Annotated in this window: 23 protein-coding genes; 14 read left to right on the forward strand and 9 right to left on the reverse strand. The window is 72.0% G+C overall.

Going from position 1 to position 25,506, the window contains the following annotated elements:
- Positions 1-47 precede the first annotated feature (47 nt).
- Together LO763_RS16370 and LO763_RS16375 are read right to left on the reverse strand one after the other, a co-directional pair.
- On the reverse strand, positions 48-872 hold the full coding sequence (locus LO763_RS16370; RefSeq protein WP_230786284.1) for a hypothetical protein: 825 nt from the start codon (positions 870-872) through the stop codon (positions 48-50).
- A 120-nt stretch (positions 873-992) separates the two neighbouring features.
- Positions 993-1,679 carry an LppM family (lipo)protein gene (locus tag LO763_RS16375; RefSeq protein WP_230786286.1) on the reverse strand — a complete coding sequence of 229 codons (687 nt, stop codon included), beginning with the start codon at positions 1,677-1,679 and terminating at the stop codon, positions 993-995.
- Positions 1,680-1,964: 285 nt separating this feature from the next.
- Here LO763_RS16375 and LO763_RS16380 point away from each other — a divergent pair, with 285 nt between their 5' ends.
- Complete coding sequence (locus tag LO763_RS16380) at positions 1,965-2,522, forward strand: DUF2752 domain-containing protein (RefSeq protein ID WP_230786287.1); 558 nt, start codon at positions 1,965-1,967, stop codon at positions 2,520-2,522.
- Between the two features lie 86 nt (positions 2,523-2,608).
- On the opposite strand, the gene LO763_RS16385 is transcribed toward LO763_RS16380, so the two are convergent.
- Positions 2,609-3,430 carry a DUF4097 family beta strand repeat-containing protein gene (locus tag LO763_RS16385; protein ID WP_230786289.1) on the reverse strand — a complete coding sequence of 274 codons (822 nt, stop codon included), beginning with the start codon at positions 3,428-3,430 and terminating at the stop codon, positions 2,609-2,611.
- An 11-nt stretch (positions 3,431-3,441) separates the two neighbouring features.
- On the reverse strand, positions 3,442-3,936 hold the full coding sequence (locus tag LO763_RS16390; protein ID WP_230786290.1) for a hypothetical protein: 495 nt from the start codon (positions 3,934-3,936) through the stop codon (positions 3,442-3,444).
- Between the two features lie 216 nt (positions 3,937-4,152).
- Here LO763_RS16390 and thyX point away from each other — a divergent pair, with 216 nt between their 5' ends.
- The 3 genes from thyX to LO763_RS16405 all read left to right on the forward strand — a co-directional run bounded on the left by thyX (position 4,153) and on the right by LO763_RS16405 (position 7,658).
- Complete coding sequence (thyX, locus tag LO763_RS16395; RefSeq protein ID WP_230786292.1) at positions 4,153-4,905, forward strand: FAD-dependent thymidylate synthase; 753 nt, start codon at positions 4,153-4,155, stop codon at positions 4,903-4,905.
- Between the two features lie 168 nt (positions 4,906-5,073).
- Positions 5,074-5,967 carry a 4-hydroxy-tetrahydrodipicolinate synthase gene (gene dapA, locus LO763_RS16400; RefSeq protein ID WP_255672620.1) on the forward strand — a complete coding sequence of 298 codons (894 nt, stop codon included), beginning with the start codon at positions 5,074-5,076 and terminating at the stop codon, positions 5,965-5,967.
- Positions 5,967-7,658 (forward strand): ribonuclease J, encoded by a 1,692-nt coding sequence (locus LO763_RS16405; protein WP_230786298.1) that lies wholly within the window; start codon positions 5,967-5,969, stop codon positions 7,656-7,658. The genes dapA and LO763_RS16405 overlap by 1 nt, the downstream gene beginning before the upstream one ends.
- A 126-nt stretch (positions 7,659-7,784) precedes the next feature.
- Here LO763_RS16405 and LO763_RS29415 read toward each other — a convergent pair whose 3' ends face one another.
- The 3 genes from LO763_RS29415 to LO763_RS16425 form a co-directional block, all read right to left on the reverse strand.
- On the reverse strand, positions 7,785-8,468 hold the full coding sequence (locus tag LO763_RS29415; protein WP_304608841.1) for a hypothetical protein: 684 nt from the start codon (positions 8,466-8,468) through the stop codon (positions 7,785-7,787).
- A 131-nt stretch (positions 8,469-8,599) separates the two neighbouring features.
- Positions 8,600-9,268 carry a hypothetical protein gene (locus LO763_RS16420; RefSeq protein WP_230786302.1) on the reverse strand — a complete coding sequence of 223 codons (669 nt, stop codon included), beginning with the start codon at positions 9,266-9,268 and terminating at the stop codon, positions 8,600-8,602.
- Between the two features lie 181 nt (positions 9,269-9,449).
- Positions 9,450-10,151 (reverse strand): SDR family oxidoreductase, encoded by a 702-nt coding sequence (locus tag LO763_RS16425; protein ID WP_230786304.1) that lies wholly within the window; start codon positions 10,149-10,151, stop codon positions 9,450-9,452.
- A 74-nt stretch (positions 10,152-10,225) separates the two neighbouring features.
- Here LO763_RS16425 and LO763_RS30265 point away from each other — a divergent pair, with 74 nt between their 5' ends.
- Positions 10,226-14,290: a DNA translocase FtsK 4TM domain-containing protein gene (locus LO763_RS30265; protein ID WP_230786306.1), complete on the forward strand. Its 4,065-nt coding sequence runs from the start codon at positions 10,226-10,228 to the stop codon at positions 14,288-14,290.
- 45 nt (positions 14,291-14,335) lie between these two features.
- On the opposite strand, the gene LO763_RS16435 is transcribed toward LO763_RS30265, so the two are convergent.
- A complete protein-coding gene (locus tag LO763_RS16435; RefSeq protein ID WP_230786308.1) occupies positions 14,336-15,421 on the reverse strand; it encodes a hypothetical protein in 1,086 nt (361 codons plus the stop codon).
- 247 nt (positions 15,422-15,668) lie between these two features.
- Here LO763_RS16435 and rimO point away from each other — a divergent pair, with 247 nt between their 5' ends.
- From rimO to cimA, 7 genes are all read left to right on the forward strand, one after another.
- Complete coding sequence (gene rimO / locus LO763_RS16440) at positions 15,669-17,156, forward strand: 30S ribosomal protein S12 methylthiotransferase RimO (RefSeq protein WP_230786310.1); 1,488 nt, start codon at positions 15,669-15,671, stop codon at positions 17,154-17,156.
- The gene (gene pgsA, locus LO763_RS16445; RefSeq protein ID WP_230786312.1) at positions 17,153-17,734 is read left to right on the forward strand and encodes a CDP-diacylglycerol--glycerol-3-phosphate 3-phosphatidyltransferase; all 582 of its coding nucleotides are present in this window, start codon (positions 17,153-17,155) and stop codon (positions 17,732-17,734) included. Before rimO ends, pgsA begins: the two co-directional genes overlap by 4 nt.
- Before the next feature lie 86 nt (positions 17,735-17,820).
- Positions 17,821-18,258 (forward strand): helix-turn-helix domain-containing protein, encoded by a 438-nt coding sequence (locus tag LO763_RS29420; protein WP_304608842.1) that lies wholly within the window; start codon positions 17,821-17,823, stop codon positions 18,256-18,258.
- Positions 18,259-18,407: 149 nt separating this feature from the next.
- A complete protein-coding gene (locus LO763_RS16455) occupies positions 18,408-19,271 on the forward strand; it encodes a PspA/IM30 family protein (protein ID WP_304608843.1) in 864 nt (287 codons plus the stop codon).
- Between the two features lie 12 nt (positions 19,272-19,283).
- A complete protein-coding gene (gene pspM / locus LO763_RS16460; protein ID WP_230786313.1) occupies positions 19,284-20,084 on the forward strand; it encodes a phage shock envelope stress response protein PspM in 801 nt (266 codons plus the stop codon).
- A gap of 89 nt (positions 20,085-20,173) precedes the next feature.
- A complete protein-coding gene (locus LO763_RS16465; RefSeq protein ID WP_230786315.1) occupies positions 20,174-20,878 on the forward strand; it encodes an RICIN domain-containing protein in 705 nt (234 codons plus the stop codon).
- A 266-nt stretch (positions 20,879-21,144) separates the two neighbouring features.
- Positions 21,145-22,776, forward strand: a complete 1,632-nt coding sequence (gene cimA / locus LO763_RS16470) for a citramalate synthase (RefSeq protein ID WP_230786317.1) — start codon at positions 21,145-21,147, stop codon at positions 22,774-22,776.
- 152 nt (positions 22,777-22,928) lie between these two features.
- Here cimA and LO763_RS16475 read toward each other — a convergent pair whose 3' ends face one another.
- Entirely contained in the window at positions 22,929-24,062 is a 1,134-nt protein-coding gene (locus LO763_RS16475) for a PQQ-binding-like beta-propeller repeat protein (protein ID WP_230786319.1), read from the reverse strand.
- Positions 24,063-24,241: 179 nt separating this feature from the next.
- Here LO763_RS16475 and LO763_RS16480 point away from each other — a divergent pair, with 179 nt between their 5' ends.
- On the forward strand, positions 24,242-24,583 hold the full coding sequence (locus LO763_RS16480; protein WP_230786321.1) for a hypothetical protein: 342 nt from the start codon (positions 24,242-24,244) through the stop codon (positions 24,581-24,583).
- Between the two features lie 123 nt (positions 24,584-24,706).
- Positions 24,707-25,498 carry a fumarylacetoacetate hydrolase family protein gene (locus LO763_RS16485; RefSeq protein WP_369432012.1) on the forward strand — a complete coding sequence of 264 codons (792 nt, stop codon included), beginning with the start codon at positions 24,707-24,709 and terminating at the stop codon, positions 25,496-25,498.
- The last annotated feature ends 8 nt before the right edge of the window (positions 25,499-25,506 follow it).

Raw genomic sequence — 25,506 nt, forward strand, 5'->3', positions numbered from 1 at the left:
CGAAGCGCCCGCCGGCGGATGCCGGCGGGCGCTTCGCCCGTCCGGGCTCACTCCTCGGCGGGGTCCTCGCTCGCGGGCTCCTCGGGAGCGGGGCCGGTGGTCGTCTCGGCGCCGCCCTGGCCCTCGTCGGTCGGCGACGGCGTCTCGCCGGGGGCCTGCTCGGTCTCGCTGGGCGCCTCGGCGGTCGACTCGCTCGGGGAGGGCGTCTCGGCGGGCGGCGCGGTCGCGGACCCGCTGGGGGAGTCCGGCGCGGTGGGGGACTCGGCGGTCTCGGTCCCGGGCTCGTCCGAGGGGGTCTCGACGATCACGGTCGTGCTCTGGTCCGGTTCGGCGTTGATGAGCCGGCCGGGGTCGCCGGTGAGCGCGCCGATGAGGTACAGCGCGCCGATGGTGAGGCCGAAGACCAGGACGCTGGAGACGAGGATGGCGATGAGCGTCCGCCGGTGCGACCCGGTCTTCGTGACGCGCCCTTCGGGTTCGAGGTCGGGGACCTCCATCTCGGCGGTGTCGTCGCCGGCGTGCGCCTCGAGCCGCGCGGTGTCGGGGATCCTGGCGGTCGCGGTGGCGCCGCCCGGTTCGAGCTTGACGGTGACGGCGGTGCCCTTGGCGGATCCCTTGGGGGCCATGGCCTGGATCTGCGCCTTGACGCGGTCGCCGGTGCGGCGGATGGCCCGGAGGATGAGCACGGAGCCGATCGCCGAGAAGAGGCTGAGGAACGCGGCGCCGGGGACGGTGCCCCAGAGGTTGAGGAGCTTCGCGAGCACCGTGCCGAGGACGGTGGCCCCGGCCGCGGCGAGCACCTGCCCGACGCTCAGTTCAAGACTGGGGTCTTTCTCTTTGCCGCCCTTGCTGTTCGATTGGTACTGCGTCACCCGTCCTCCTTCCGGTGGCGTCGTACGACGGGTGTCCGTTACCAGTCCGTGATCCGCCCGAGGCTCCCCAGGATACGGGCCGTGAACGCGGCGACTACTGTTTGTGCGCGAGCCAACAGGTCACGCGGAGCGGGTGCCGACCGAGTGGCGGCGCAGGGCCCGCCACTGCCACAGCCACAGCAGCGCGAGGGCTGCGACGGTGCAGGCGAGGGCGACGAGGGCGAAGGTCGCGACGTCGTTCTCGACGGCGGTGGCGTTGAGCTCGTAGTCCTCGCCGGGGGTCATGGTCCAGGTGACGGTGCGGCCGTCGAGCCGCCCGTTGTGCTCGGTGACGCGGGCGGGGAAGTCGACGCTGATGAGGATCTCGGCGTCCTCGAACGCGTCGGGGTCGATGAACCCGGCGGCGCGGAGGTCCCAGTAGCCCTCGAGGTCGTACTGGCGGCCGGAGTGGTCGAGGCGCAGGTAACCCCAGTCGTCGCCGCCGAACTCGGCGAAGTCGGCGAGCGGGCGGTCGGTGAAGGTCGCGGTGTACCCGACGAAGCCGTCCTCCTCGTAGGGGGTGCGCTCGGTGCCGGGGACGCCGTCGAGGAGGGCGTCGAGGAACGCGTCGAGTTCGTCCCGGCCGAGGCCCTCGTCGGCGGCCCGGTCGAGGAAGTCCTCGCTCCAGGCGGCGGTGAAGGCCCCGCCGACGGTGTCGTCGGACCGGATCTGGAGGCCGAGGTCGAGCCGGAGGCAGCCGCTGGCGGTGAGCAGCAGCGCGAGCGCGGCGGCGGCGACGAGCGCGCGGCGGGCGGTGCGACGGAACATCAACCGAGCCTAAGCTCCGGCGCGGCGCGTCCCGCCGTTTTCGCCGACTCGGGCCACGGATTGTCGGACCCCCCGATGCACCCTTGTGCCGGGGGCCCTGCGAACGGGCCCCGGAGGCTCCCGCCGCGCCCGGCGCCCGGTGTTCGAAGCGGCCGCCGGATTCCTGTCGCACCCCCGATGCACCCTTGTGCTCGGGGGCGCCGCGAACGAGCGCCGGTCGCTCTCGCCGTGCCCGCGGGTCCTCCCGCCCGCTCCCGGCCGTTACGCTGAGGTCGAGGAGGCGATGTGTGCGCAGTCGATGATGCCGCCCTGAGCGGCGGGTCCGAGGCCCCGTCCGCAGCGGCGGGCGCCGCGGCCGGTCCCCGCCCGCCGAGCCCCGCCCCGGGCGACCCCGGACCGCCGCCGCGGCGGCGCCGCTGGACCGGCGACCTGCTCGCCTACCCGTGGTTCGCCCCGCTCGCCCTGCTCGGGTGCTTCGCGGTCGCCGCCGGCGGCGTCCTCGCCACCGACCCGACCGACGACACCGGCACGACCACCTGCCTCTTCAAGCTCACCACCGGCTTCGACTGCCCCGGCTGCGGCGGCACCCGCGCGTTCTACTACGTGCTCACCCTCAACCTGCCCGAAGCCGCCCGCCACCACCTCATGGCCGTCTTCGCCGCCCCGTTCATCGTCTGGATGTACCTCGCCTGGGCCCTGCCGCGCCTGGCCCCCAGGCGCACCTGGCGGCTGCCGACCTTCCACCTCACCCCGAGGGCCCTCACCGGCTTCCTCCTCGTCTGGGCCGCGTTCTTCGTCGCCCGCAACCTCCCCTGGGAGCCGTTCGCGTTCTTCTACGTGTGAGGGCCCGGCCGCTGCGGCGGCCGGGCCCTCCCGTGGGTGTTGTGTGCGGTTCATGCGGCCCGGGCGACGCCAGGGCCGGGTCTCCTCTACGCGTAGGCGTTCGCGCGGTGCAGGTAGATGTCGCCCGAGACCGAGCGGGCCCGCACCTCCAGGCTCGTGCCGCCCCCGGCCGGCGCCGGCGAGGTGTCGCCCGTCGCCAGCTCCGAGGTCACCGTGCCGGCCTTCGCGTCCAGGTCCACCCAGACGTCCGTGCCCGGCACCACGCCGATGGTGATGCGCCCCGACACGGTGTTCGCCTTGACGCTGCCCGACTTGAGCGCGGCCAGCTCGATGCCGCCCGAGAGCGTGTTCACGTTCGCGGAGGCGTCGATGCGCTCGGCCGTGATCGAGCCGGCCACCGTCTTCGCGGAGAAGTCCCCGCCGACGTGGTCGGCCTTGACCTGGCCCGAGGCCGTGTTGGCCCGGAAGTCCTCGGCGGTGTCGATGACGCTGATCGACCCGGAGACCGTGTTGGCGCGCACGCTCGAGGCGCTCTCCACCGTGGCCGATCCCGCGACCGTGTTGATCGAGACGGCGCCGAGCCGGCCGTGGAGGCTGATCGGGGCGGAGGTGGTCTTCACCGAGACCTCCGAGCCGACCGGGACCTTCACCGCGAGGTGCACGCCGATCTCCTTGCGGAAGAACCAGTTCGTGGGCTTGTCCGGCGCCATGACGCGGAGGTGCCCGTTCTCGAACTCGACGCGCGCCAGGTCGGCGGCGTCGGCGTCGCCCTCGGAGCGCCGCTGCGCGGGCTTGATCTCCACCAGCACCGTCTTGGCCTCGTGGGCGGTGACGGCGACCGAGCCGTCGGCGAGCGTGAGCGCCGCCGTGATGGGCCCGTCGTGGGTGAATTCGGTGTACTCGTTCATCAGAGGTGCTCCTAAGCCCTGGCGTAGCCGGTGATGCGCTGGCTGTACTTCGCGCCGCCGCCGGACGGGCCGGAGGTGCGCGAGGCGTGCACGGCGTTGTTGATCGCGCGGACCAGCCAGGCGTTGACCGAGGCGCCGTCCGCGGAGGCCGCCTTCTCGACGTTCTCCTTCAGCGACTCGGGCAGGCGCAGCGTGATGCGGGCGACGTCGTCCTCGACCGGCGGGGCCGGCGGCGGCGCGGCCTCGGCGGTCTCACCGCCGCTGACCCGCAAGTCCACTTCCTTGCCCCGCACCCGAAGATCGACCGACGCCGAGGAGCCGGCCTGATCCAGTCCGGCGGTGATCTCGGCGGCGGCTTCGGAGAGGGCCTCCATGAGCGCCAGGCGAGCCCCCGCGTCGAGTGCTTCCGACAGCAGTTCCGCGGTCCGCGCGGCGTCCTCGCCGCCGGGCGCGGCGGCAGCGGTGAGGCTTCGGCGGAGCGATTCGATATACGGCGTCAAATCCATGACACCATCATGACATCATTTCTGACGTCTGTCAAGCGGCGCGCTGAAACCACGAGATGCGCGACGGCCCGGCCCGCGCCGCCCCCGCCGCACCCGACACTCCCGACCCGCGGTCCCGGCCCGGGCGCGTGCCGGACCACACTCCGCCCACGAGTACCCTCAGGGAGTCGAGCACCAGCAATAACAGGCACCGAACACGAACGAGGGGGAGCGGGGATGCCCGAAATCGTACCGATGGACGTCCGACTCATCGCATGGACGCACTTCGAGTCCCCGGCCGACGTCCCCTGGGACACCGACGCCGACGGCGGCCAGGCCCTCGCCGAGTTCGCCGGACGCGCCTGCTACCAGTCCTGGAAGAAGCCCAACCCCAAGACCGCCACCAACGCCGGCTACCTCGACCACATCCTCCAGGTCGGACACCTCTCCGTCCTCGAGCACGGCACCGTCAGCTTCTACCTCAGCGGCATCTCCCGCTCCCTCACCCACGAGCTGATCCGCCACCGCCACTTCTCCTACTCCCAGCTGTCCCAGCGCTACGTCCCCGAGCGCGACGCGAGCATGGTCGAACCCGAGGCCATCGCCTCCGACCCCGAACTCCACGAGCGCTTCCTCGCCGCCGCCGACGCCGCCCAGAGCGCCTACGACGACCTCCTCGAAGGCCTCGAGAAGAAGTTCGCCGACGTCGCGAACCCGACCCTGCGCCGAAAGCAGGCGCGCCAAGCGGCGCGATCGGTCCTCCCCAACGCCACCGAGACCCGCATCGTCGTGACCGGCAACTACCGCGCCTGGCGCCACTTCATCGCCATGCGCGCCTCCGAGCACGCCGACGTCGAGATCCGGGCGCTGGCCATCGAATGCCTCAAGCAGCTCAAAGAGAAGGCCGCCAACGTCTTCGCCGACTTCCGCATCACGAAGCTCGACGACGGCACCGAGGTCGCCTCCAGCCCCTACGTCACCGAGGGCTAGAGCAGCAGGCGAGGCCGCACCACCCCGCGCCACGGGCCCGTACACGCGCCCGCGAGCGGCGCCGTGGCGAAACCACGGCCGCGGGGCGGCGCAACCTGAGACAGTCATACGGAACGAGCGGCCGGGCGCCGGAGCCCCAGCCGCCGGAATCAGCATTGGTGAAAGCAGATGCGCAACGCAACGCGCCCCTTCGGGCGAACACTCGCGGCCATGATCACGCCGTTCACACCCTCCGGGGAACTCGACGTCCCCGGCACCGCCGCCCTCGCCCGCCACCTCGTCGACGAGCAGGGATGCGACGGCCTGGTCGTGAACGGCACCACCGGCGAATCGCCCACCACCACCGACGCCGAGAAGGCCCAGGTCGTCGAGACCGTCGTCGAGGCCGTCGGCGACCGCGCCCACGTCATCGCCGGCGCCTCCACCTACGACACCCGCCACTCGATCCACCTCGCCGAGCTCTCCCAGAAGGCCGGCGCCCAGGCGCTCCTCCTCGTCACCCCCTACTACAGCAAGCCCACCCAGGCCGGCGTCGCCGCCCACTTCGAGGCCGTCGCCGACGCCACCGAGCTGCCCGTGATGCTCTACGACATCCCGCCCCGCTCGGTCATCGGCATCGCCGACGAGACCTTCGCCCGCATCGCCCGGCACGAGCGCATCATCGCCGTCAAGGACGCCACCGGCGACCTCGCCAAGGCCCAGCGCGTCCGCGTCGCCACCGGCCTCGCCTTCTACTGCGGCGTCGACGAGCTCAACCTCGCCGCCTACGCCACCGGCCAGGTCGGCGTCGTCTCCGTCACCTCCCACCTCGTCGGCAAGCACCTCAACGCCATGTTCGACGCCTACGACCAGGGCGACACCGTACGGGCCGCGGCCCTCAACGACGCCCTCCTCCCGGTCACCGACGCCCTCATGTGCCACGGCCCCGGCGTCGCCGCCGTCAAGTCCGGGCTCGCCTCGCAGGGCCTGCCCGCCGGCGAGCCGCGCCTGCCTCTGCTCCCGCCCGAAGCGGCGCTCGCCGAACGCATCGCCGCCCGCATCGCCGACCTGAAGGAGGCCTGATGGGCCTGACCCGACCCAAGAACCTGGGCGCGCCCGGCGCCCTCCCCGACGGCGCCCTCCGCGTCGTACCCCTCGGCGGCCTGGGCGCCATCGGCCGCAACATGACCCTGTTCGAGTTCGACGGCCGGCTCCTCATCGTCGACTGCGGGGTGCTCTTCCCCGACGTCGACCAGCCCGGCGTCGACCTCATCCTGCCCGACTTCACGCCCATCCTCGACCGCCTCGACGACATCGAGGCCATCGTCGTCACCCACGGCCACGAGGACCACATCGGCGCGATCCCGTTCCTGCTCGAGCACAAGAACGACATCCCCGTCGTGGGCTCCCGCTTCTCCGTCGCCCTCGTCGAGGCGAAGCTGCGCGAACGGCGCATCAAGCCCGCCGGGATCGTCGTCGCCGAGAACGAGACCCTCCAGCTCGGACCGTTCGGCCTGGAGTTCCTCGCCGTCAACCACTCGATCCCCGACGCGCTCGCCGTCGCGATCCGCACCGACGCCGGACTCGTGCTGTGCACCGGCGACTTCAAGATGGACCAGCTGCCGCTGGACGGGCGCATCACCGACCTGGCCGGGTTCGCCCGCCTCGGCGACCAGGGCGTCGACCTGCTGCTGTCGGACTCCACCAACGCCGAGATCCCCGGCTTCGTGACCTCCGAGCGCCAGATCGGGCCGGTCCTCGACAAGCTCTTCGAGGACGTCAAGGGCCGCATCATCGTCGCCTCCTTCGCGAGCCACGTGCACCGCGTCCAGCAGGTCATGGACGCCGCGCACGCGCACGGCCGCAAGGTCGCCTTCGTGGGCCGCTCCATGGTCCGCAACATGGCGATCGCCCGCGACCTCGGGCTCATGCAGGTCCCCGAGGGGCTGCTGGTGAGCATGGACGAGGCGGTGCGCCTGCCGGCCGACGAGATCGTCTACATGTCCACCGGTTCGCAGGGCGAGCCGATGAGCGCCCTGGGCCGCATGGCCTCCGGCGACCACCGGCACATCACCGTCGAGCCCGAGGACACCGTGATCCTCGCGTCGTCGCTGGTGCCCGGCAACGAGACCGCCGTGTACGGGGTCATCAACCGCCTCGCGCGCACCGGCGCCACCGTGATCCACAAGGACGTCGCGAAGGTCCACGTCTCCGGCCACGCCCCCGCGGGCGAGCTGCTGTACGTGCTCAACGTCGTCAAGCCCTCCAACATGATCCCGGTCCACGGCGAGGCGCGGCACCTCCAGGCGCACGCGCGGCTCGCGATCGAGTCGGGCGTGCCGTCCGACCAGGTCATCGTCATCGAGAACGGCGACGTGGTGGACCTGATCGACGGGCGCGCGCGCCTGGTCGGGCACATCCCGAACAACCTCGTCTACGTGGACGGCCTGTCGGTCGGCGACGTCGGCGAGCCGGTGCTCAGCGAGCGCCGGATGCTCGGCGACGGCGGCTTCATCGCCGCCACGGTCGTGATCGACTCCGAGAACGGCAAGGTCGTCGGCGGCCCCACGGTCTCCGCCCGGGGCTTCTCGGAGGACCCGAAGGCCTTCGACGGGGTCCTGCCGCTCATCGACGACGCCATGGAGCGCGCGGCGCAGGACGGCATCACCGAGGCGCACCAGCTCCAGCAGATCCTGCGGCGCACGGTCGGCAAGTGGGTCAACGACACCTACCGCCGCCGCCCGATGATCGTGCCGCACGTGCTCGAAGTATGAGAGCACGCGTGAAGTGGAGCCTCGGAGTGTGAGGGCACGCGTGAGGCGCGGCTCGAGGTCTGACGGCAGTACGTGGACGAGGCGGGGCCGCAACCGATCCGGTTGCGGCCCCGCCTCGTCCACGCCCTAACCGGGGCTGACGGTGATCGTGGGCTCGGCTCCGGGCCAGCCGGCCGGGGCCGGGGGCGGCGGCGCGACGTACTGCCCCTGACTGCGCACGTGCATGAAGAACGTGCTCAACGCCAGCAGCGCGACCCCGACGGCGAGGAGGTACACGCCGCTGTCGGCGGTGATGTCGATCTGCGCGGACGCGGACTCGGAGCCGTCGAACTCGTCGTAGCCCTGGAAGTACTCCACGGCCTGGCGCAGCTGCGTCACCGGGTGGTAGGCGACGGCGGCGAAGAGCGCGGCGGCGCCGACGGCCCCCAGGCGCACCGGCCAGCGCAGCGCCGGACGGCGGAGGGTGCTGAGCCCGACCGCGGCGAGCAGCGCGATCGCCAGGACCACGGTGGGCGTGTCGATCCCGAACCCGCTGCCGGTGCTGTAGACCCCGGAGAGCGAGTAGAAGCTGAACTCGCCGTCGGGGTCGTCGATCTTGATCCGCGGCAGCAGCAGTGAGACGCACAGCAGCGCGAGGCCGACGCCGGCGACGCCCAGGCCGATCGGCGAGGGCGCGTCCGACGGCGGCCGAAGCGGCGGGGGAGGGGCGAACTGCGGCGGCCCGGGCGGCGGCGGCGCCATGTGGGGCGGCCCGGGCGGCGCCGAGGGCGCGGCGGGCTCGGAGGGGTCCTGAGGAGGCATGGAGTTCACCGGTGCCATGCTACTGGCCGGAGACCGGGCGCATGGTCCTGAACACCGGCGCCACCGCGTTCGCAGTGTCCTGTATGGAGGCGAAAAAGCGGGGCCGCCCGGAAAGGGCGGCCCCGCTTCGGCGTTCGCGGCTACTGCTGGGTCATGCCGGGCCAGCCGTTGCCCTGCTGCTGGTTCTGCTGCGGCGCGGCCGGCTGCTGGACCGTCGGCTGCGGGCCGGGCTGCTGTCCCGGTTGCTGGTAGAACTGCTGCTGGGCCGGCTGCTTCGGCGGCGCCCAGCGCATCAGGAAGATGCTGACGGCCAGGAGCGCGGCGGCCAGGATGAAGAGCCAGATGCCGCCGCCGGCGCTGGCTTCGACGTCCAGTTCGGCCTCTTCCCACGCATCGCTGCCGAAGACGCCGTTGAGCTCGATGACCGGGTGCAGCGCGGCGGCCGCGGTGAGGGCGGCGAGGCCGATGCCGCCGAGTTTGGCGGCCCACTGGAGGTTCGGCCTGACGCCGGCGGCGGCCCAGCCGACGAGGACCACGAGGACCAGGGCGGGGGGCAGGCCAGGGAGGCTGACGCCGGCGGTCTCGAGGGCCGAGCCGGCGATGTCGTCGCCGTCGCTGCCGCCGAGCGAGATCTGCGGGATCAGGGAGCCGACGGCGAGGAGGAGCAGGCCGACCCCGGCGAGGCCGAGGCCGACGGGGGTGGGGCGGTCGGGGCCGCTGGGGAGGAACCCGCCGGGCGCGGCCTGCGCGGGCGGGCCCGGCTGGGGGTAGGACTGGTACTGCGGTTGCTGGGGAGCGTGTTCGCTCACGGCGGTCACATCTCAATCGTGCGTCGGGGCGCCGGACAGGGGATCGTCCTCCGCATCCTAAAGGGTTCCCGCCATTCGCGAGGAACGCTCGTGCAGCGATGCGGGAGGGATGTCGTACCCGGGTGCTATTTTTGCGCCAGGGGTCCCTTAAGGGGGGTTTATCGTGATATATACGGATTCGCTAGTTCTTGGGCCTGATCGGGAGCGGATTCGGGGGCTCGACCCGCAGCTCGTTGACCACCATGTCCGCCGGGGCGTCGAGCAGGTCCGCGATGGTCTTCGCCACCGTCTCCCGGCTCATCGCCCGCTCGGGGTCGTACTCGGCCCCGTACTGGTCCCGCAGCCCCCGCTGCATGTCCGTGTCGAAATGCGACGGATAGAAGCTCGTCACCCGCACCCCGTTCGCCCGCTCCTCCGCGCGCAGCGCGTCCGCCAGCGCCTTCAGCGCGTGCTTGCTCGCCGAGTAGGAGGCCAGCCGCGGCGCCGCGCTCAGCCCCGCGCCCGAGTTGAGGAACAGCACGTGCCCCCGCGCCGCGCGCAGCGCCGGCAGCAGCAGCCGCGTCAGCTCCGCCACCGCGACCACGTTGACGGTGAGCGTCCGCTGCCACCACTCCAGGGTCTCCTCGCCCACCGCGGCCACATTGAGCACTCCCGCGTTGTGCACCACCGCGTCCAGGCGCTCGATCCCGGCCTCCGCGACGGCGCCCGCGAGGCCCGCCGGGTCGCCCAGGTCCGCGATGAGCGCCTGCTCGTGCGGCACGCCGTCGAGCGCCGCCGCGGTGCGGGCGTGCGCGATGACCGCGTCGCCGCGGTCGGCGAACCGCTGGGCCAGGGTCCGCCCGAGTCCGCGGCCCGCCCCGGTCACGAGGATCGTTTTCGACATGCCGTCACATTAGCCGCTCCCGTAAGCGCCTTCACCGGAGCGCCGCTCGGCGTGCGGGCGGTAACGTATGGACCATGATGGCCAGGACGAACGGCAAGGGCACGGCCCGCAAGGGGAGTGCGCCGGCGGCGCGGCGCAAGCCCGCCCCGTCCCCCGCCCGCAAGAGCGCGCCGCCCGCAGCGAAGAAGACCGCGAAGAAGACCGCCAAGAAAGCGGTCAAGAAGACCGCCAAGCGGACCGCGAAGAAGACCGCCGCCAAGCGCCGCAGCACCGTCCCCGGCCCGCTCGAGGCCCTCGGCCTCGGCCTGCGGGGCCTGTGGGTCGGCACCGCCCGCACCACCGGCTGGATGGCCCGCTCGGTGGGCAAGGAGGCCGCCACCGCCCGCGAGATCGACCCGGCGCACCGCCGCGACGGTCTCGGCCTGCTCCTGGTCGCCGTCGCGATCGTGCTCGCCTGCGCCGTCTGGTTCGACGTGGCCGGCCCCGTCGGCGAGCGCCTCGCGTTCATCCTCGACTGGCTCCTCGGCCTCGCCACCCGCGCCCTCCCGGTCCTGCTGGTCCTGTGGGGACTGCGGGTGATGCGCCAGAGCCCGCCCGAGGAGACGCACGGGCGGTCGCTCGTCGGCTGGAGCGCGATCTGGCTCTCCAGCCTCGGCCTCCTGCACCTGATCTCGGGTCTGCCGGCCGACATGGGCGAGCGGATGGCCGCCGGCGGGCAGATCGGCTGGATCGTCGGCGGCGGACTCGCCGCGGGCGTCTCCGCCTACGTCGCGTTCCCGCTCCTGGTGCTCCTGCTCCTCTTCGGCGTCCTCGTGGTGACCGCGACGCCGCTGAACCAGGTGCCGTACAAGCTCGCGCTCCTGTGGGGCCTGGCGACCGGCAGGGTCGAGTCGTACGAGGACGACGAGGCCGAGTCCGAGGCCGAGTCCGAGAAGCGCAAGACGCGCGCCGAGAGCCGCGAGGCCAAGCGCCTCAAGGAGGAGGAGGCCCGCCGGGCCCACCACCCCACCACGGTGCTGCCGCGCCTCTCGCCCGAGGAGGTCCCCGAGCTCAACAACGGCGGCGCCGAGGCCGAGGCCGCCGCGGCCAGGCCCGCGCCGCCCCCCGAACCGGTCCGCGAACCGCCGAAGCACACCCCGGCGCCCAAGCGGACCGAGCAGCCCACCCTCTCCGACGGCGCCGCGGCGCTGGAGGGCGACTACCGGCTTCCCTCGCTCGGCATGCTGCCGACCGGCCCGACCGCCAAGAAGCGCTCCAAGGCCAACGAGGCCGTGATCGCCGCTCTGATGGAGGTGTTCGAGCAGTTCAACGTGGACGCCGCCGTCACCGGGTTCACCCGCGGCCCCACCGTGACCCGCTACGAGGTCGAGCTCGGCCCGGCCGTCAAGGTCGAGCGGATCATCCAGCTGGCCAAGAACATCGCCTACGCGGTCAAGAGCTCCGACATCCGCATCATCAACCCCATCCCGGGCAAGAGCGCGGTGGGCGTCGAGATCCCCAACACGGATCGCGACGACGTCGCCCTCGGCGACGTGCTGCGCTCGCAGCTCGCCCAGGCCGACCCCCACCCGATGATCGTTGGTCTGGGCAAGGACGTCGAGGGCGGCTACATCCTCACCAACCTGACCAAGACTCCGCACATGCTCGTGGCAGGGGCCACCGGCTCGGGCAAGGCCCTCGCCCTGGACGAGCCGATTCCGACTCCCGACGGCTGGTCGGCCATGGGCGACCTGCAAGTCGGCGACCGCGTGTTCGACGAGCACGGCGTCCCCTGCACGGTCATCGCGGCGACCGAGGTGATGGAGGACCGGCCTTGCTACGAAGTGGAGTTCTCCGACGGAACGGTCATCGTCGCGGACGCCGAGCACCAGTGGGTGACCACGACCCGCGCCGACCGCTCCAAAGCGCGGCGACGCAAGGACGACTCCTACTGGTCCGAGGAGGAGATCCTCTGGATCAAGACGCGCGCCCATTCGGTGCTCGCCCTGCCCGACATCCCGATGTCGACCGCCCAGGTCCTCGACGACGTCGGTGTGCGGTACAGGAACGTCCTCTTCCAGGTCGCCAGGGACATCCCAGTGGTCGAGGGTGCCGCGACCACGTTCTATGAGCGGGGCGGGAGGATGGTCCGGAGGACCGTGCCAGTGCGCTCCGGCCATGCGATGTACCAGGCGCTGGTCGACCGGGTCACGATGCCGGGGCGGTCCGCCACGCGCCGAGAACGGCGGGGAGTCACGACGACCGCCGAGATCGCGGCCACGCTGCGGGTGGAGAGTCGGGGTCGGTCCTGGGCGAACCACTCGGTGTCGGTCGCCGGGGCGCTGGCCCTGCCCGCCGCGGACCTGCCCATCGAGCCTTACACGCTCGGATGCTGGCTTGGCGACGGAACCACGGGGTCCGCCCAGATCACCAGCGCCGACGAAGCGATCCTGGAGGGCGTCCGGGCCGACGGCTACCTCGTCACCGGTTACCCGAGCGTGAGGATGGGCTACCACATCTCGAACGCTCCTGAACGCGAGCGCCGGATCCAGGCGGCGATCACGCTGGCGGAGCAGGGCGTCGGCCTGGCCAGGGCGGCCCGCCACGCGGGCGTCGGCGTCTCGGCGGTCTGCACCGCCGCGAAGGGCCGCTTCGCGGTCGGGCGGAACGGTGGCGCCGAGCCCGGCACGCCGCCCGCCGCGCCGTATCGGACGATGCGCGCGCTGTTCGCGGAGATCGGGCCCAAGCGCATTCCCGGCCGGTATCTGCGCGCCTCGGAACGGCAGCGCCGCGCGCTGCTGGCGGGTCTGCTCGACACCGACGGGACCGTGGGCAAGTCCGGGAACATCGTCTTCGCCGTGACAAGCGAAGGGCTGGCGGCCGACTTCCGCGAACTGGTCCAGAGCCTCGGTTACCGGGCGACCATGGCCACCCGGAGCGTCAAGGGCCGGAAACCGGAGACGTCGATCTGCTACCTCGTCTCCTTCACCACATCGGACCAGGTCTTCCGGCTGCCGAGGAAAGCCGCTCGCCAGACCGCGTCCACGAGGCCGACAACGCGTGAGCGGTACATCGTCGACGTCCGTCCGGTGCCCTCGGTCCCCGTGCGGTGCATCGAGGTCGACAGCCCGAGCCACCAGTTCCTCGCAAGCCGCTCGTTCGTCCCCACGCACAACTCGAGCCTCATCAACACGATGCTCGCGTCGCTGCTCATGCGCGCCACCCCCGAGCAGGTGCGGCTGCTGCTCATCGACCCCAAGCGGGTCGAGCTGTCCAACTACGAGGGCATCCCGCACCTGGTGCACCCCATCGTGACCAACCCGAAGAAGGCGTCCGACGCCCTCCAATGGGTGGTCAAGGAGATGGACATGCGCTACGAGGACCTCGCCAAGGCCGGGGTGCGGAACGTGGACGACTTCAACCGCAAGGTCCGCTCCGGGGAGCTCACGACCGACCCGGCCTCGGGCCGGGAGCTGCGCCCGCACCCGTTCCTGCTGGTGATCGTGGACGAGCTGGCCGACCTCATGATGGTCGCCGCCCGCGACGTCGAGGAGTCGGTCGTGCGCATCACCCAGCTCGCCCGCGCCGCCGGCATCCACCTGGTCCTGGCCACGCAGCGCCCGTCCGTGGACGTGGTCACCGGCCTCATCAAGGCCAACGTGCCCTCGCGCCTGGCGTTCTCGACCTCCTCGCTGGCCGACTCGCGGGTCATCCTCGACCAGCCCGGCGCCGAGAAGCTGGTGGGCCGCGGCGACGGCCTGTTCCTGCCGATGGGCGCCTCCAAGCCCGAGCGCATCCAGGGCGCGTGGGTCTCGGACGAGGAGATCGAGGCGGTCGTCGAGCACGTGAAGTCACAGATGGAGCCGCAGTACCTCGAGGAGGTCACCGCCGGGGACGGCCCGACCCGCGAGATCGACCCCGAGATCGGCGACGACCTCGAGCTGCTGTGCCAGGCCGTCGAGCAGGTGGTCACCACCCAGTTCGGTTCGACCTCGATGCTCCAGCGCAAGCTCCGCGTCGGCTTCGCGAAGGCCGGGCGGCTCATGGACCTCATGGAGACCCGCGGCGTCGTCGGCCCCTCCGAGGGCACGAAGGCGCGCGACGTGCTGGTGCAGCCCGGCGACCTCGACGGCGTGATCGCCTCCATCAGGGGCGAGTGAGCGGCGCGGGGGCCGGTCCGCATCGGACCGGCCCCCGCGCGGCGCCTACTCGAAGCTGACGCTGATGTCGTGGGTCTTGTCGCCGGTGATCGGCAGCGAGATGCCCTCCTCGGGCCACTCGACCGGGCCCTCGGGGTGGAACTTCAGCTCGAACGCGAGCGCGGTCGCGGGGACGTCGTACTGGAGGGTGAAGGTCCGCCAGATGCCGTCGCTCCAGTCCTCGTCGACGTGGTCGACGGCGGTCGCGGTCAGCTCGCCGTCCGGCCCGGAGACCTTCAGGGCCTCCTCGGGGTCGATGGCCCACTCGAGGCCGCTGCCGGAGTGGAGCCAGCCGAACGTGATGTCCAGGCGGGCCCGGTCGGGTTCGGCGACCCAGCCGACGTCGGGTTCGAAGACCTCGCGGGTGACGGTGAACTGCGTGGAGTACTGCCAGTCGTCGAACCAGTACTCGTAGCTGCCGGTGCTGGTGTAGCCGTCGACGGAGTTCTCGACCAGGTCGGTGTTGACGACGTTGGTGGACCCGTTGTAGAGCGCCTCGATGAGGCCGGTGCGGGTGCGCTCGCGCATGTCGATCGCCTGGGTCCGCTCGGCGTCCACGACCTCCAGCGAGATCGGGGCGTCCTTCTCGGCGACGGTGAGGTAGACCGCGCCGGGCGCGGGCACGGAGCCGTCGAAGTCCCACTGCTCGTCGCCGACCTTGAGGGTCGCCGCCAGCTCCTCGCCGTCGTTGACGGTGAACGGGGCGGCCGCGCCGGGGTCGGGTGCGAACTGGACGAGCGTGAACTCGTAGCCCGGCTCGGGCGAGTACAGCTGCGTGTCCTCGCCGAGGAGGTACTCGAGCTGGAAGCCCTCGGGGATCTCGTCGAAGGACGCCACGCACTCGACGCGGAGGGCGAAGTGGGCGCCGACGAGCAGGCCCTCGTCGCCGGCGAACCGGGACTCGCCTTCGGCCGGGCAGACCGAGACGGGCACCTCGTCGCTGGTGATGGTGTAGCCGGCACGGGTGTGGAGGGTGCCGGTCGGGGCTTCGCCGCAGGCGGCGACCGACAGCGCGGCCGCGGCCGCGAGCACCGCGAAGGCGGTGCGGCGGGCGGTGCGGGGGCTGTCGGGGGCGATGTCTTTGGGGGACATGTGACAAGCCTAAGGTATGGCCGCCAAGGGCGGTGAACCGATGTTGTCCCTGCGCAGACGGCATATGAAAGGCCCGGATTGTCCCTCGTGAATTCGGCGCATTCGCCCCAGCGGGGCCGTCGGCGCTCTCCGGCGGGGCGCCGCGCGCCGGGCCGGGGCGTAAGGTGCGCCACTGTACCGCCCGCCGTCGGTGTGGCCCTGCCCGCCGCGCGGGCGCTTCCGGGGGGCCGGTAGGTACGCTTTCCTGGTGTCTGCAGCTCATTCGACCCGTTCCCAGGACCAGGGCGCCCGCGACGGCGCCGAAGGCGCCAAGAGCGTCGCGCTCCTGACGCTCGGCTGCGCCCGCAACGAGACCGACTCCGAGGAGCTGGCCGCCCGCCTGGCCGCCGGCGGCTGGACGATCAGCGACGACGGCGAGAACGCCGACGTGGTCATGGTCAACACCTGCGGGTTCATCGAGCAGGCCAAGACCGAGTCCATCGACGTGCTCCTCGACGCGTCCTCGACGGGCGCGAAGGTCGTCGCGACCGGCTGTATGGCCGAGCGCTACGGCCGCGAGCTCGCCGAGAGCCTCCCCGAGGCCGACGCGGTGCTCGGCTTCGACCACTACCCGGACATGGCCGCCCGCCTGGACGACGTCCTGGCCGGGCGCGCGCTCGAGTCCCACCGGCCCTCGGACCGCCGCAAGCTCCTGCCGCTGGCCCCGGCCGCGCGCCAGGGGGCCGCCGCCGTGGTCCCGGGGCACTCGCGGAGCGCGCAGGCCGACGGCGCCGCGCTCGCCGAGGGCGCCCCGCAGCACCTCGCTGTGGTGCGCCGGCGCCTCACCGACGGCCCGGTCGCGAACCTCAAGCTCGCCTCGGGGTGCGACCGGCGCTGCACGTTCTGCGCCATCCCCTCCTTCCGCGGCTCGTTCGTCTCCCGCACCCCCGAGGAGATCCTCGCCGAGGCCGCCTGGCTCGCCGGCGAGGGCGTCAAGGAGCTCAACCTCGTCTCGGAGAACACCACCTCGTACGGGAAGGACCTGGCCGACCCGCAGGCGCTGGAGCACCTCCTGGAGGGCATGGCGGCGGTCGAGGGGATCGAGTGGATCCGCCTGTCGTACCTCCAGCCGGCCGAGCTGCGGCCGAGCCTGATCGAGTCGATGCTGCGCGTCGAGAAGGTGGTGCCGTACTTCGACCTGTCGTTCCAGCACTCCTCGGCGAAGGTGCTGCGGCGGATGCGCCGCTTCGGCTCCACCGAGAACTTCCTGGCCCTGCTGGCCCAGATCCGCGAGCGCGCCCCGCTGGCGGGCGCCCGCACGAACGTCATCGTCGGCTTCCCCGGCGAGACCGAGGAGGACGTCGAGGAGCTCATGGGCTTCCTGGAGGAGGCCCGGCTCGACTCCACGGGCGTGTTCGCCTACTCCGACGAGGACGGCACCGAGGCGGTGGGCCTCGACGGGCACGTCGACGAGGACGACGTCGCCGACCGGCACACCCGCGTGTCGATGCTCGTGGACGAGCTGGTCAGCCAGCGCGCGGCCGAGCGGGTCGGCGAGACGATGACCGTGCTCGTGGAGTCCGTGGAGGACGACGGCGTGGACGGCCGCGGCGCGCACCAGGCGCCGGAGGTCGACGGGACGATCGCGCTGGTCGGCGAGGTCGAGGGGCTCGAGGTCGGCGACTTCGTGACCGCGAAGGTCGTGGACTCGCACGGCGTGGACCTGGTCGCGGAGATCGTCGAGGAGGCCTGGTGACCGCTCGGGAGCAGCCGGTCTCACCGTGGAACATCGCGAACGTGGTGACGGTGGCCCGGATCTTCCTGGTGCCGGTCTTCGCGGTGTTCGTGGCCCTGTCGGGCATGGAGCACTCGGGGTGGCGGATGGCCGCCTGCGCGCTGTTCGTGTTCATCTCGGCGACGGACTTCGTGGACGGCTGGCTGGCGCGCTCGCGGAACCTGGTGACCGATTTCGGCAAGCTCGCCGACCCGATCGCGGACAAGGCGCTCATCGGGACCGCGCTGGTGCTCCTGAGCTACTACGGCGACCTGCCGTGGTGGGTGACCGCCGTCATCCTGGTGAGGGAAATCGGGATCACCGCATGGCGCATGGCGGTCCTGCGGCGGACGGTGATCGCGGCCGACCGCGGCGGCAAGCTCAAGACGGTCCTCCAGATCACCGCGGTGGCCTGGTACCTGTGGCCCTGGCCGTCGCCGCTGGACGCGGTGGGCCCGTGGCTCATGGGCGGTGCGGTGGTCCTCACGGTGCTGACGGGAATGGATTACCTCTGGAAAGCATTCAAATCGAGGGAGAGCGGGCCGAAGGCGACGAGCTAGGCTTGCAGGACCCACTTAAGCTCAACTGAGTAGTCGTTCGGCTCGAAAGCTTCGCCGGATGCTATGGCGGCGCGGAGGAGAGTCTCATGGTGTTGTTGCGGGAACTGCTGGGAGAGACCCTGCGGCGCCGACGCCGCGCCCAGAAGCGGACGCTGCGCGACGTGTCGAAGCAGGCCAATGTGAGCCTGGGGTACCTCTCCGAGATCGAGCGGGGCCACAAGGAGCCGTCGAGCGAGCTCCTGGCCTCGGTGTGCGGCGCGCTCCAGGTGCGCCTGTCCGAGGTCCTCGCCGAGGTCTCCCGCGAGGTGGCCGCCCACGAGCACGTCGACGCCGTGCCGCCGGGGCGCGAGGCGCCGCAGAACCGCCAGGTCGCGCTGCTGCTGCCGCGTGACAAGGACCTCACCGAGGAGTCGCAGCGGCGCCGCCGTCACGCCCCGCCCCCGTCGCCGGCGTCGATCGCGCAGGTCCGTTCTCGGCACCGCCGGGGCGAGGTGACCGATTCGGTGGTGCGCGCGGCAGCCTGAACGCGACCGATGATGTAGTTTTGCGATTGAGGCGTCACCGTGTCCCGCAGGGGTGGCGCCGATGTCCGACACTAGAGGCAAGTCGGCGTTGCAATGCTTAATCTATGGCTCGCGAGCTTCGCCAAGGCTCCACCGGAAGGACCCCGATAATGGCCAATCCGTTCGTCAAGGGCTGGAAGTACATGATGGCGCTCTTCGGTGCGAAGATCGACGAGCACGCCGACCCCAAGATCCAGATCCAGCAGGCGATCGAAGAAGCGCAGAAGCAGCACCAGGCGCTGGTGGGGCAGGCGGCTTCGGTGATCGGCAACCAGCGCCAGCTGGAGATGAAGCTCAACCGCTCGATGTCCGAGGTGGAGCGCCTCCAGGCGCAGGCGCGCCAGGCGCTGGTGCTCGCCGACAAGGCCCGCGCCGAGGGCGACGAGGCGAAGGCGCAGCAGTTCGAGTCCACCGCCGAGGTCCTCGCCGGGCAGCTGGTCTCCACCGAGCAGTCCCTTGAGGACATGAAGGTGATGCACGACCAGGCGCTCACCGCCGCCGACCAGGCCAAGAAGGCCGTCGAGAACAACCAGATGATCCTGCAGCAGAAGCTCCAGGAGCGCACCAAGCTGCTCGGCCAGCTGGAGCAGGCCAAGATGCAGGAGACCATCGCCTCCTCGCTGGAGTCGATGTCGCAGACCGCCGCCCCCGGCAACGTGCCGAACTTCGACGAGATCCGCGACAAGATCGAGGGCCGCTACTCCAACGCCATGGGCCGCGCCGAGCTCGCCTCGAACTCGGTCGAGGGCCGCCTGCTGGAGGTCAACCGGGCCACCCGCGACATGGCCGGCGCCTCCCGCCTGGAGCAGATCCGCGCCTCCCTGGAGGGCGACCAGCTCTCCGGTTCCAAGGCCGGTCCCGCGATCGAGTCCAAGGAGTCGGTCACCAACGCCCGCCTCGCCGACATCCGCGCCTCGCTCGGCGACGAGGGCTCGGCCGAGCCCGACAAGACCGCCGACAAGACCAACAGCTAGGGAGCGCCTCCGGTGGACGCCAAGGCCCGCAAGCGCGCGTTCAAGCGCCTGCGGGCCCGCCTGTCCTCCGCGAAGTCCTGGACCACGGTCGCGGGCGGCTCGATCGCCGGCAGCGCCTTCTTCACCCCGTACCTCGGCCCGAGCGCCCTGGACGGGGTGTGGATCACCGTCGCGGGGTTCTCCACGGCCATGGCCGTGGTGCGCTGGTTCGACTACCGGCGCCTGGCCCGGGCCCTGCCCGCGACCGAGCGCGACTCGCTGGAGCTCCACGGCCCGGCGCGGCTGGCCAAGGAGGCCCGCGGCCTGTTCGGCGAGACCGCCGGGGCGATCCGCCGCGGGCGCGTCAAGGCCCAGTTCCGCGGCAGCCGGGCCCTGCGGCCCTACGAGCGCCTGGAGCAGGCCTCGATCGCCGCCGAGCAGATGGCGCAGCGCCTCGAGGGCGACCCCGAGGCGGTCGCGATCCTCGCCGGGGCCTCGAGGGCCGGGCAGGAGCTGTACCGGCTCGCCTTGGGCGTCAAGGACGTCGAGCAGGCCATGGCCATCGCGCCCGAGGGCCGCCACGCAGGGCTCGAGGCGAACCTGGCGCGCATGGTCGAGCGCCTGGAGACCGGCGTGGCCGCGTACGAGGACATGGTCAGCGCGGCGGGGGAGTGCCTGGCCGGGTCGATCGGGCTCCAGCAGGCGCTGACCGACCACCGCGCCGACGAGACCCTGGACCTGCTCACCGACGCCGCCGACCGCCTCCGCGCCGCCGGGGACGCCGCCAGCGAGATCCACGGCCGCATCGACCCCCGCCGCGACGCCACCGCCTGAGACCCGCTGGGGCGCAAGGCCTCTCACCGCGCCGGCGTTGACCGACCAGGCGAAATAGACGAGAATGTCTCATTTGATCTAATCGCCGGATGGCATCCCGACTGCTTCGCTCCGCCGCTGCGGCGTCCGTCCCGCTCGTCCTCTGGGGGGCGCCGGCGCAGGCCGCCGACCCGATCCCCGAGGGCCCGGTCGAGCTCCACCTCAAGGACCATCCCGAGCTCCCGCTCGACGCCGAGGGCGGCGAGATCCGGCTCAGCGCCGTCCACGACCTGTGGACGGTCAGGACCCCCGAGGCCCTGGTGCCGCTCGGCGGCCACCAGATCGTCCACGACGAGTCCGGGCAGTGCCTGACCGCCGACACGAGCGGCGGCGGCGAGACCGCGCCGGTCCTCCTCGCCGACTGCGCCGACGCGCTCACCTGGGACGTCGTCTACGACGACCTGCCCTCGCACCAGGACTTCCGGTTCATCACCGCCGACGGCTACTACCTCGGCCTGGAGTCCAACGACGCGGTCGAGGGCGCCCGGGTCCTCGCCGTGGACGTCGACTCGGGGACGCTCCACTCCCAGGAGTGGCAGTTCGCCGCGGCCGACGTCCCGCCGCCCGCGCCGCCGAGCGAGTCCCCCTCGGCCCCCGCGTCCTCCGCGCCGCCCACCGAGACCGCGGCCCGGACGCTCCCGCAGGCCGGCACCGGCGCGGGCGTGGCGGCCGGAGCCGGAGCGGCGGCGCTGCTCGGCGGCGCCGCGCTCGTCGTGTGGTGGCAGCGCCGCCGGGCCCTGCGCTCCCACTGGTGACCCCGGCGCCGCCCCCGGCCGCGACACACTGAATCCCATGATGCGGGAAATGCTGGTCCGGGTCGGGGGCCGGTGGCATACTTCGACTCGTGACCTTCCAGCTCATCATTAGCTGCGGGCGTTCCGCGGAGCACCTTCGATAGATGCCACCGCCGAACGCCAGACCTCCTGCCGCCCGCAGGGGGTCTTTTTCGTTCAGGGCAAACGAACGTTCAGGTCGGCTGCGCAGCGGCGGGACCGATGACACACAGAACCTGGAGCACCAAGTGACGCAACCAGACCCGCAATCCAGCGGCACGAACGCCACCCGAGACGGCGACTTCCACGTCTTCGACACCACGCTCCGCGACGGCGCCCAGATGGAGGGCCTGCGCTACTCCGTCGCCGACAAGCTCGCCGTCGCCGAACTCCTCGACGACCTCGGCGTCGACTACATCGAGGGCGGCTGGCCCGGCGCGATCCCCTCGGACACCGAGTTCTTCTCCCGCGCGGCCGAGGAGCTGAACTTCAAGCACGCCAAGCTCGTCGCCTTCGGCATGACCCGCCGGGCCGCCTCCAGCGCCGCCGAGGACCCCGGCTTCCAAGCCCTCCTCGAATCGCGCGCCCCCGTCCTGTGCCTGGTCGCCAAGTCCGACATGCGCCACGTCGAGCAGGCCCTGCGCACCACCCCCGAGGAGAACCTCGCGATGATCGCCGACTCGGTGCGCACCGGTCGCGAGCACGAGCGCCAGGTCTTCATCGACTGCGAGCACTTCTTCGACGGCTTCCGCCACGACCCCGACTACGCGGCCCTCGTCGTCAGGACCGCGCTCGAGGCCGGCGCCGAAGCGGTCGTCCTGTGCGACACCAACGGCGGGCGCATCCCCTCGGACATCACCGCGGCCGTCACCGAGCTGCGCCGCCGCCTGGAGGCCGACCTCCCGCCCGAGCGCGTCCGCCTCGGCATGCACGCCCAGAACGACACCGGCTGCGCCGTCGCCAACACCCTCGCCGCCGTCCAGGCCGGGGTCATGCACGTCCAGGGCACGGCGAACGGCTACGGCGAGCGGCCCGGCAACGCGAACCTGTTCAGCGTCATCGCGAACCTGGAGACCAAGCTCGGCCGCAAGGTCCTGCCCGACGGCGGCCTTGAGAAGCTCACCCGCATCTCGCACGCCATCGCCGAGATCGCCAACATGACCCCCGACGAGCACGCCCCCTACACCGGGCACGCCGCGTTCGCGCACAAGGCGGGCATCCACGCCTCCGCGATCAAGGCCGACCCGGCCCTGTACAACCACGTCGACCCCGTGGCCGTCGGCAACGACATGCGCATCCTGGTCACCGAGATGGCCGGGCGCGCCTCCGTCGAGCTCAAGGGCCGCGAACTGGGCATCGACCTCTCCGGCGACAAGGGCGCGCTCGACCGCATCACCGGCCGCGTCAAGGAGCTCGAGTCCAAGGGCTGGTCCTTCGAGGCCGCCGACGCCTCCTTCGAGCTGCTGGTCCGCGACGAGGTCGAGGGCGGCCTGCCCCGGCCCTTCGCCCTCGACACCTACCGCGTCATCGTCGACCACGACCCGAACGGCGAGACGGTGGCCGAGGCGACCGTGCGGCTCGACGTGGACGGCGAGCGTGTCATCGCGACCGCGCAGGGCAACGGCCCGGTCAACGCCCTCGACGCCGCCCTGCGCAGCGCGCTCGCCGCGCGCCACCCGCGCCTGGCCGAGCTCACGCTCTCCGACTTCAAGGTCCGCATCCTCGCGGGCTCCAAGGGCACCGACGCGGTCACCCGCGTCCTGGTCTCCATGAGCGACGGCGAGTCCGAGTGGACCACCGTGGGCGTGGCCCCCAACCTCATCGAGGCCTCCTGGAACGCCCTGGCCGACGCCCTCGCGTACGGCCTCAACCGCCGCTGAGCCTCCGCTCCCACCGACACGCCACGAGCGACACCGATCGGGTCCGGCCCACGAGGCCGCGATCCAGCCCGGCCCGCGCCGACCGCGCGGGAGGGCGCAAGAGAAGGGCCCGCCCGCCTCGAACCGACGAGACGGACGGGCCCTCGGGCGTGTCACTGGAAGACGGCGAACCGCCGCTGCTCGGTCGTGCCGCTCCCGAAGGTGGTGAACGAGCCGCCGACGGTCATGTTCGCGCCCGACGGGTGCACGGTGGCGTCCCAGGCGCCGATCACCCCGTTCGCGCCGGGGTTCCAGTCCAGGAGCACCCCGTTCATGTCGACCGCGAGGAGCTTGCCGCGGTGGGCCTCGACGCCGTCGAGGCACTGGCCCAGCGGCCCGGCGTGGTTGGTGACGCAGGCCTGGTCGAAGTGGCCGCCCCCGATGACGGTGTCGCCCCACACCGCGACGGTCTGCATCCCGCCGTCCACCGCCTGGTACCAGAGGGTCTCGCCCGAGGTGGTGAACGCGCGGATCTCGCCGCCGCGCCCGTCGAGCGCCGCGAACACGCGGTCGCCGGAGACCACGACCTCGCGGGTGAGCACGAACACCCGGGACTGGAACCCGGTGTCGACCGCGCCCGTGGCCGGGTCGACCGCGCCGAGCTTCCCGTACTTCTTGTCGCCGCCCATCATGCCGAAGCTCCCGGCCACGTAGAGGCGGCCGTGGCCCTGCTGGAGGTCCCGCACGCCGCCCTCGGGGATCGACGGCGTGAAGCCGGCGATCGGCGTGCCGTCCGCGGCGCTCACCGCGGCGAGGCGCGGCTGCGCGAACCCGCCGACCGAGAGGAACGTCCCGCCCAGGTAGACCGTGGAGCCGACCGGCTCGATCGAGTAGACCGTGGCCGACGGCTTGGCCCGCCACTCTTCGTCGAGCGCCCCGGTGGCGAGGTCGAAGCGGGCCACGCGCGCGCGGTCCACCCCGTCGACGTGCTTGAACGCCCCGGCGATGTACAGGTAGCCGCCGCCGGTCGTCACCTCGTGGACGGGCCCGTCCAGCTCGGGCGCGAACGGCAGCAGGGCGCCGGTCCGCGAGTTCACCGCCGCGAGGTAGGTCCGGTCCGAGTACTTCCCCTCGAGGTTCTTGGCGCGGGTGAAGATCCCGCCCGAGTAGACGACGTCGCCGTCGTAGGCCACCTTGTAGACCTCGTCGTTGAAGGACGCGGTGGCCTGCGGCAGGCTGGAGCCGATCGCTCCGGCGGGCGCCTGCGCGAGCAGGACGGCCCCGAGCAGTACGAAGAGTGTGATCATGCGACGCATACGGCAGTTTTACACGCGTACCATGACTCTCCGGGCATTGCGGACGGCGCGTCACCCGGGGCGTGAGTGGGGGCGCACACGCCCCCCGCCTCCACACCGGACCGCAACGCGGCGACCGCGAACGCCCGCACGGCCACCTGGGCCTGGCCGGACCGTACTACAGTTGAAACGTGACTTCCTACAAGACCGATCGCGCCCGCGCGGCCGCCCGGGCCGCGGATTCGGCCGTGTACGGACGGCGCCGCTTCGGCTCCGGCTTCCTCCTCGGCCTGGTGATCACGGTGATCCTCGCCGTCGCGCTCGGGTTCGTCCTCGTCGGCGACATCGGCGAGACCCTCAAGGTCCGCCTCGGCGCCACGGCCCTCTCGCTCCTGGTCGCCACGCCGCTGACCTGCGTGCTCGGCTTCTTCGTCGGCATGTTCGCCAAGGTCCGGCGCCTCGGCATGGGCATCGTCGTCGGCGCCCTGGTCGCCACCGTCGTCCTCGCCGGGCTCTTCCTGCTGCTCGGCTAGCCGGAGGCCGCTCCGCGCCCAGTGACCCGGCCGCTCCGCGCCCAGTGGTGCCTCCGATCCCTCCCGCCCCCGAACTAAGCTGAGGCCGCAAGGTTTCGAACCAGTCTCAGAGAGGGGCCGACTGTGCGGATCGCGCGGATCGCTCAACCGACCGGCATGTCGTTCGCCGTCCTCGAAGGGGAGGGCCCGGGGGCCACCGCCGCCGAGATCGAGGGCCACCCCTTCGCGCAGATCGAACTCACCGGCCAGCGGTGGGCGCTGGAGGACGTGCGCCTCCTCGCGCCCATCCTCCCGTCCAAAGTGGTCTGCGTGGGCCGCAACTACGCCGAGCACGCCGCCGAACTGGGCAACGAGGTCCCCAAGGAGCCCTTGATCTTCCTCAAGCCCTCCACCTCGGTCGTCGGACCCGGCGAGCACATCCGGCTCCCGGCCGTCTCCGACCAGGTCGAGCACGAGGCCGAGCTCGCCGTCGTCATCGGCCTGCCCGGCGCCCGCGGCCTCGACCGCGAGGCCGCCAAGGGCTCGATCTTCGGCTACACCTGCGCCAACGACGTGACCGCCCGCGACCTCCAGCAGCAGGACGTGCAGTTCACGCGCGCCAAGGGCTTCGACTCGTTCTGCCCGCTCGGCCCCTGGATCGAGACCGACCCGCTTGAGAACGGCACCGACGTGGCCGACGCCGAGGTCCGCTGCGAGGTCGGCGGCGAGGTCCGCCAGCTCGGCTCGACCAAGGACATGGTCTTCGACCCGGCCTCGCTCGTCGCCTACGTCTCCCAGATCATGACGCTGCTGCCCGGCGACGTGGTCCTCACCGGCACGCCCGCCGGCGTCGGCCCCCTCCAGGCCGGCGAGACCGTCTCCGTCTCCGTCGCCGGCATCGGCACGCTCTCCAACAAGGTGGTCCCCAGTGAATGACGCCCACG

It is taken from the genome of Glycomyces amatae (assembly GCF_020991375.1).
Taxonomy (GTDB): Bacteria; Actinomycetota; Actinomycetes; order Mycobacteriales; family Micromonosporaceae; genus Glycomyces; species Glycomyces amatae.

Bases quoted from the DNA above. Each gene is read 5' to 3' on its own strand.
- LO763_RS16375 (WP_230786286.1), bottom strand. From the start codon at position 1,679: ATGTTCCGTCGCACCGCCCGCCGCGCGCTCGTCGCCGCCGCCGCGCTC.
- LO763_RS16385 (WP_230786289.1), bottom strand. From the start codon at position 3,430: ATGAACGAGTACACCGAATTCACCCACGACGGGCCCATCACGGCGGCG.
- LO763_RS16390 (WP_230786290.1), bottom strand. From the start codon at position 3,936: ATGGATTTGACGCCGTATATCGAATCGCTCCGCCGAAGCCTCACCGCT.
- thyX (WP_230786292.1), top strand. From the start codon at position 4,153: ATGCCCGAAATCGTACCGATGGACGTCCGACTCATCGCATGGACGCAC.
- dapA (WP_255672620.1), top strand. From the start codon at position 5,074: ATGCGCAACGCAACGCGCCCCTTCGGGCGAACACTCGCGGCCATGATC.
- LO763_RS16405 (WP_230786298.1), top strand. From the start codon at position 5,967: ATGGGCCTGACCCGACCCAAGAACCTGGGCGCGCCCGGCGCCCTCCCC.
- LO763_RS16425 (WP_230786304.1), bottom strand. From the start codon at position 10,151: ATGTCGAAAACGATCCTCGTGACCGGGGCGGGCCGCGGACTCGGGCGG.
- LO763_RS30265 (WP_230786306.1), top strand. From the start codon at position 10,226: ATGATGGCCAGGACGAACGGCAAGGGCACGGCCCGCAAGGGGAGTGCG.
- LO763_RS16435 (WP_230786308.1), bottom strand. From the start codon at position 15,421: ATGTCCCCCAAAGACATCGCCCCCGACAGCCCCCGCACCGCCCGCCGC.
- LO763_RS29420 (WP_304608842.1), top strand. From the start codon at position 17,821: ATGGTGTTGTTGCGGGAACTGCTGGGAGAGACCCTGCGGCGCCGACGC.
- LO763_RS16455 (WP_304608843.1), top strand. From the start codon at position 18,408: ATGGCCAATCCGTTCGTCAAGGGCTGGAAGTACATGATGGCGCTCTTC.
- LO763_RS16465 (WP_230786315.1), top strand. From the start codon at position 20,174: ATGGCATCCCGACTGCTTCGCTCCGCCGCTGCGGCGTCCGTCCCGCTC.
- LO763_RS16475 (WP_230786319.1), bottom strand. From the start codon at position 24,062: ATGATCACACTCTTCGTACTGCTCGGGGCCGTCCTGCTCGCGCAGGCG.